We start from the raw sequence: 6248 nt of genomic DNA, 5'->3' as shown, positions 1-6248 counted from the left end.
CGTCGGTGACGCGGTCAACCAGACCGTCGTGTTCGCGTTCATGGCGCTCTTCGTCGTCAACGTGCTCATCACGACCATCGGTATCAAGTTGACGGCCGGATGAGGCCCACGGCAGTCGGAGAGATCGAAGTGGACAGAACGACAAACGACAGACGGGAGGAGATCTGATGGCGTTGGCCGCAGCGGGACGCTTCCCGCGCACACGTCGACAGATCGGCTCGATCTCTCGCAGTATCGACAGCATCGGTGATCAAGCGCTGTTCTTCGCGAAGGCTCTCGGTCACGCTCCCAAGGCGCTGATGCGCTATCCACGTGAAACTCTGCGACTGATCGCCGAGATCAGCATGGGCACCGGTGCGCTCGCCGTCATCGGTGGCACCGTCGTGATCGTCGGATTCCTGACACTGTTCACCGGTGGCACCATCGCCGTTCAGGGCTACAGCTCGCTGGGCAACATCGGCGTCGAAGCACTGACGGGCTTCTTCGCCGCCTTCATCAACGTTCGCATCGCAGCGCCGGTCATCGCCGGAATCGGCCTCGCCGCGACCATCGGCGCCGGCTCCACCGCGCAGCTCGGTGCGATGCGCGTCTCCGAAGAGATCGACGCGCTGGAGACGATGGCGATCCCGTCGATTCCGTATCTGGTCAGCACCCGCGTCATGGCCGGCATGATCGCGATCATCCCGCTGTACTCACTGGCGGTCATCGCGTCGTTCGTCGCCAGCCGCTTTGCGACGGTGTTCCTCTACAACCAGTCCGGCGGCGTGTACGACCACTACTTCACGACCTTCCTGATACCCACGGACATACTGTGGTCGTTCGCCCAGGCAATAGTCATGGCGCTGGCCGTCATGCTCATCCACACCTACTACGGCTTCAACGCAACCGGTGGCCCGGTCGGCGTCGGTGTCGCGGTGGGTAACGCAGTGCGCGCCTCGTTGATCGCGGTCGTCACGGTCACCCTGCTCATCTCACTCGCCATCTACGGCGGGTCCGGCAACTTCAACCTGTCGGGATAGGCGGGCAAGCGATGACCGTACCCAGATGGCACAAGAAGTTGGCCGCAGCCGGCCTGGTCCTCGGACTCGTGGCGATCGTCGCCGTTGCTCTCACCATGTTCTCGGGTGGGTTCACCAAGAGCACGCCCATCACCGTGACGTCCACGCGTGCCGGCCTCGTCATGGAACCCAATGCCAAGGTGAAGTTGCGCGGAGTGCAGGTCGGCCGCGTCGAGTCGATCTCACTCGTCGGGGACCAGGCAAACCTGAAGTTGGCGATGGACCCGGGCCAGATGTCGAAGATTCCGTCGAACGCCCGGGTGGAGATCAAGACCACCACGGTGTTCGGTGCGAAGTACGTCAACATCGTGATCCCCGACGATCCGTCGACTCAGCCGATCCAGGAGGGTGCTGTCATCGCTTCGGACAGCGTCACCGTCGAGTTCAACAGTGTCTTCGAACATCTTTCGGACGTGCTCGCGAAGATCGAACCGGAAAAGCTCAACGCCACACTCGGCGCGATCTCCACCGCACTCAACGGGCGCGGCGAGTCGCTGGGTGAGGTTCTCGAGCTCGGTGACACCTATCTGAAGAAGATGAATCCGGTTCTGCCGCAGCTCCAGGAAGACTTGGTCGGCGCCGCCGATGTCACCAATCTGTACGCCGACGTGGCACCGGATCTGATGCGCATCCTCGACAATGCCACCGCGACAAGCGGATCGATCGTGGCCGAGCAGGCAAACCTCGACTTGCTGTTGCTCAACGTCACCGGCCTCGCGGACACCGGCAACGCGTTGTTGACCGACAACGAGCAGAACCTGACCACCGCCCTCGACACTCTGACCGCGACGACGACCCTGCTCGACAAGTACTCGTCGGGTCTGACGTGCTTCATCGTCGGATTGAACGACGGTCGGATCAAGTTCGAGCCACTGGCAGGCACCGGGGACAAAGCGGCGCTGATGCTGAGTGCGAGCTTCATGTACGGCGCCGAGGCGTACCAGAATCCGCAATCTCTCCCCAAGGTCGCGGCCTCCGGCGGACCCAATTGTTATGGTCTGCCCGAATTCGATCCGAAGGTCGACGGGCATGCACCGTTCGCAGTCACCAACACCGGCAACGTGCCCTTCGTTCCCAACACCGAACTGCGCGTTACCGTGCCGACCATTTTCCAGTATCTCTTCGGTGACTCCTACGAGCAGGAAGACGGGAAGTGATGAGACCGACCACGGTCAAGCTGCTGATTTTCACCGTCGTCATGGCGGTCATCTTCGCCGGACTGGCGATCGTCTTCAGTCAGGTGCGCTTCAGCAGCAGCAACGGATTTCACGCCACCTTCTCGGACGTCTCGGGACTCAAGTCCGGCGACAAGGTCCGCATCGCCGGTGTTCCTGTCGGGTCGGTCACCGGAGTGTCCATCGGTGACTCCAACCAGGCCGAGGTCGAGTTCGACGTCGACACCAAGTACTCGCTGATGAAGAGCACCAAAGCGACTGTGCGCTACGAGAACCTGGTGGGCGATCGCTACATGGAACTGCTCGAGGGCGCCGGTTCCACCGAGACGCTTCCGTCGGGAGGATCCATTCCGGTCGATCAGACGTCGCCCGCTCTCGATCTGGATCTGCTGCTCGGCGGATTCAAGCCGCTGCTTCGTTCGCTCGACCCGCAGCAGGTCAACGACCTCTCCGGGGCCCTGCTGCAGGTACTCCAGGGCCAGGGCGGAACGCTGGTTTCGTTGCTGGGAAACACCAGTTCGTTCACCAGCACGTTGGCGGACCGAGACCAGCTGATCGGGGACGTCATCACCAATCTCAACGACGTACTCGGCACCATCAACGACAAGGGCGATCAGTTCTCCACCACGATCGATCAGCTCCAGCAGTTGGTCAGTGGATTGGCGAAGGACAGTGGCCCGATCGGTAATTCGATCACCGAGGTCGCCGGTGCCACGGGAGATCTCGCGTCGTTGCTGCAGGCGACACGTCCGGACATCCAGACGCTGATCGGGGAGACCAACCGAACGATGACGCAGCTGGACCTGGGCAAGGACGACATCAACACCGCTCTCGATCGTCTGCCGTCCGACTACCGGAAGCTGATCCGAGTGGGCACGTACGGAGCGTTCTTCCAGTTCTATCTGTGCGCCAACACTTTCAAGTTCTCCGGACCCGACGGGACGACGATCATCTTGCCCACGGCAGTTCAGGACACGGGAAGGTGCGCAAAAGTCTCATGACCCCAACCCGTGAACGTAATCCGGTACAGATCGGTGTCATCGGTCTCGTCCTGGCGGTGGCAACCGTCGGTGCCGCGCTTCAATACGATCAACTCCAGTTCATCAACGGTGGCATTCGCTACTCGGCGTACTTCCAAGATGCCGGCGGCCTGGTCACCGGCGACGACGTGACCATGGCCGGCGTGAAGGTCGGCAAGGTCAGCGACGTCGAACTGGACGACCAGAAGGTGTTGGTCACCTTCACCGTTCAGGACGGTGTCGCCCTGGGCGAGCAGACAGCGGCTGATATCAAGACCAACACGGTTCTCGGGCGAAAGTCGTTGGCGGTACGGCCGGAAGGATCCGGACTGTTGCGGACGGACACGCCGATTCCGGTCGAACGCACCAACTCCCCGTACTCGCTCAACGCCGCTCTGGGTGACCTCGGGACAACGGTGTCCGAACTCGACACGGAACAGATCAACGATTCGCTCAACGCGATCTCGGACACGCTGGCCGATACTCCGCCCGAACTGCGCACCGCGTTGGACGGAATGACGCGGCTTTCGCAGAGCATCAACTCACGCGACGAGAGCCTGCTCCAATTGCTCTCGCGGGCCGAAGATGTCACCAAGATCCTCTCCGACAGAAGCGGTCAGATCGATTCGTTGCTGGTCGACGGCAACAAGCTGTTTGCCGAACTGAGCTTGCGGCGTGACGCGATCAGCGAACTGATCGTCAACACCGGCGCAGTCTCACGTCAACTGTCAGCGCTGGTGCAGGAGAACGAGGCTCAGATGGGGCCGACCCTCGAGAAGCTGAATTCGGTCGCCGAGGTTCTCCAGCAGAACAAGGACAACATCGCGGGAGCGCTCGACGGACTCGGACCGTACATCACCGCGCTCGGTGAGACCGTGGCCAGCGGCCCGTTCTTCGACGCCTTCATCATCAACATTCTGCCGAGCAACTGGTGGAAGACCCTGGTGGACACCAGCGTCGCGCCCGAGCAGGTTCCGGGCGACCTGGAAGACTTCTTCCCCGGTATTCCACCGACGATCAGGGGGCCGGGAGAATGACCGAGACCATGACTTCACAGGATCCACAGGGCTCCACCAACCCACGCAAGAAGTGGGTGCTGATCGGAGCGGGTGTGCTGGTCGCGCTGCTCGTCGCCGGTGCGGCCTACCTCTTCATCCCTGGCCTGGGCAAGACCAAGATCTCCGCGCACTTCGTCTCGACCACCGGTCTCTACGAGGGCGATGTCGTGCGAGTGCTCGGTGTCAACGTCGGCAAGGTGACCAAGATCGAACCGCGTGATCGGGACACCTACGTCGAGATGAAGATCGATTCGAGCGTCGACGTTCCGGCAGATGCCAAGGCGCTCATCGTTGCTCAAAGCCTCGTGTCCGCACGCTTCGTGCAATTGACCCCCGTGTACTCCGGCGGGGAACAGATGCCCAACGGCGGCGAGATCCCGATCGAGCGCACCGCCGTTCCGGTGGAGTGGGACGAGATCAAGACCGAACTGACCAAACTGTCGGACGCACTCGGACCGGAGGGTCTGGACGATCAGGGTTCCCTCGGTCGATTCATCGACACCGTGGGAACGAACCTCGACGGTAACGGTGAGTCGATTCGGTCGACGCTGCGCGAACTCTCGGCCACGATGCACACGCTGTCCGAAGGCCGGACCGATTTGTTCTCCACCATTCGGAACCTGCAGGCGTTTGTCACTGCGTTGTCCTCGAGCAACGAGCAGATCGTGCAGTTCAGCGGTCACCTCGCTTCGGTGACAAGCGTTCTCGCAAGCAGCTCCGACGAGTTGGGTACCGCCCTCAGTGATCTCGACCTGGCCGTCGGCGACGTCCAGCGGTTCGTCAAGGACAACAGCGAGGGACTGAGCGAATCGGTTGCGCGTCTCGCCGATGCCACTCAGGTACTGACTGACAAGCGCCCGGAGATCGAGCAGGTTCTGCACTCCGGACCGACGTCGCTTGCCAACTTCTATCAGATCTACAAGCCGGCTCAGGGCAGTATGACCGGCGCAATTGCACTGAGTAACTTCAAGAATCCGATCCAGTGGATCTGTGGTTCCATCGAAGGTATCGAGAGTGGTAACTCCCAGAACAGTGCCGACCTGTGTAAGCAGTACCTCGGGCCGGTGCTCAGCACGATGATCGGCAACTACCCCGGATTCCTGTTCAACCCGGTCGCGGGTGTGCAGGCTTTCCCGGATCAGATCGTCTACACCGAGCCGGGATTGGAAGCGGCAAGTCAGAATCAGCCGGAAACCGTCGCAGGACCGATGTCAGGTGCTCCCATGACGAGTGTTCCCAAGGATCTCGCCGAACTCTTCAACATGGGCGGAGGGAACTGATGCGGGTAGCTCGCAAGACCACGGTTGCGGTGTTGGCCACGGCAGTGGCTCTCGGCGCCAGCGGTTGTGAATGGAACGGTCTCAACTCGGTGCCGATGCCAGGCACTCAAGGCCGGGGCGAAGGCGCATACGAGGTTCAGATCGAGATGCCGAACGTGACTACGCTGTCGCAGAATTCGCCCGTCCGGGTGGATGACGTGGCAGTGGGAAGCGTTTCGAACATCAAGGTTCAAGGCTGGCACGCTCTGGTGACGGTGTCGCTGAATCCCGAGGTTCAGTTGCCGGCCAACGCGACGGCAAAAATCGGTCAGACCAGCTTGCTCGGCTCTCAGCACATCGAGTTGGCGCCGCCGGTAGGGGAGGAGCCCGAGGGCCGACTCGAAGCCGGTGACCTGATTCCGATCGAGCGGGCGGGCGCTTACCCGACGACGGAACAGACGCTGTCGTCGCTGTCGGTGGTACTGAACGGCGGCGGTCTCGCTCAGGTTCAGGACATCACGAAGGAACTCAACGCCGCTCTCGGTGGGCGTGAAGATTCGGTTCGCGACCTCCTGCCTCAGCTCGATCAGCTGGTCGGCAGTCTGGACAAGCAACGGGGCGACATCGTTTCGGCGATGGAGGGACTCGATCGACTGTCCTCGACGGTCCAGGCCCAGCA

The 6248-nt window shown here is 61.6% G+C and carries 6 protein-coding genes and 1 pseudogene; all 7 read left to right on the top strand.

Annotated elements, in window-relative coordinates; all coding sequences use genetic code 11:
- Nucleotides 1–103: pseudogene (locus A2J01_RS35625) on the top strand (ABC transporter permease); the annotation flags it as partial.
- 64 nt (nucleotides 104–167) lie between these two features.
- Entirely contained in the window at nucleotides 168–1019 is an 852-nt protein-coding gene (locus A2J01_RS02975) for an MlaE family ABC transporter permease (protein ID WP_003945759.1), read from the top strand.
- Nucleotides 1020–1030: 11 nt separating this feature from the next.
- On the top strand, nucleotides 1031–2215 hold the full coding sequence (locus A2J01_RS02970; protein WP_003945815.1) for an MCE family protein: 1185 nt from the start codon (nucleotides 1031–1033) through the stop codon (nucleotides 2213–2215).
- Nucleotides 2215–3234, top strand: a complete 1020-nt coding sequence (locus A2J01_RS02965; RefSeq protein ID WP_064111886.1) for an MCE family protein — start codon at nucleotides 2215–2217, stop codon at nucleotides 3232–3234. Before A2J01_RS02970 ends, A2J01_RS02965 begins: the two co-directional genes overlap by 1 nt.
- Nucleotides 3231–4289: an MCE family protein gene (locus tag A2J01_RS02960; RefSeq protein WP_064111884.1), complete on the top strand. Its 1059-nt coding sequence runs from the start codon at nucleotides 3231–3233 to the stop codon at nucleotides 4287–4289. Before A2J01_RS02965 ends, A2J01_RS02960 begins: the two co-directional genes overlap by 4 nt.
- Nucleotides 4286–5590, top strand: a complete 1305-nt coding sequence (locus tag A2J01_RS02955; RefSeq protein ID WP_007734341.1) for an MCE family protein — start codon at nucleotides 4286–4288, stop codon at nucleotides 5588–5590. Before A2J01_RS02960 ends, A2J01_RS02955 begins: the two co-directional genes overlap by 4 nt.
- A partial coding sequence (locus A2J01_RS02950; RefSeq protein WP_156519144.1) for an MCE family protein occupies nucleotides 5590–6248 on the top strand: 659 nt, incomplete at its 3' end. The genes A2J01_RS02955 and A2J01_RS02950, both read left to right, overlap by 1 nt.

Source organism: Rhodococcus sp. EPR-134, from assembly GCF_001647205.1.
Lineage (GTDB): Bacteria > Actinomycetota > Actinomycetes > Mycobacteriales > Mycobacteriaceae > Rhodococcus_F > Rhodococcus_F qingshengii.
Note: the sequence above shows the minus strand (reverse complement) of the source record. Positions and strands in the feature narration are given on the sequence as shown.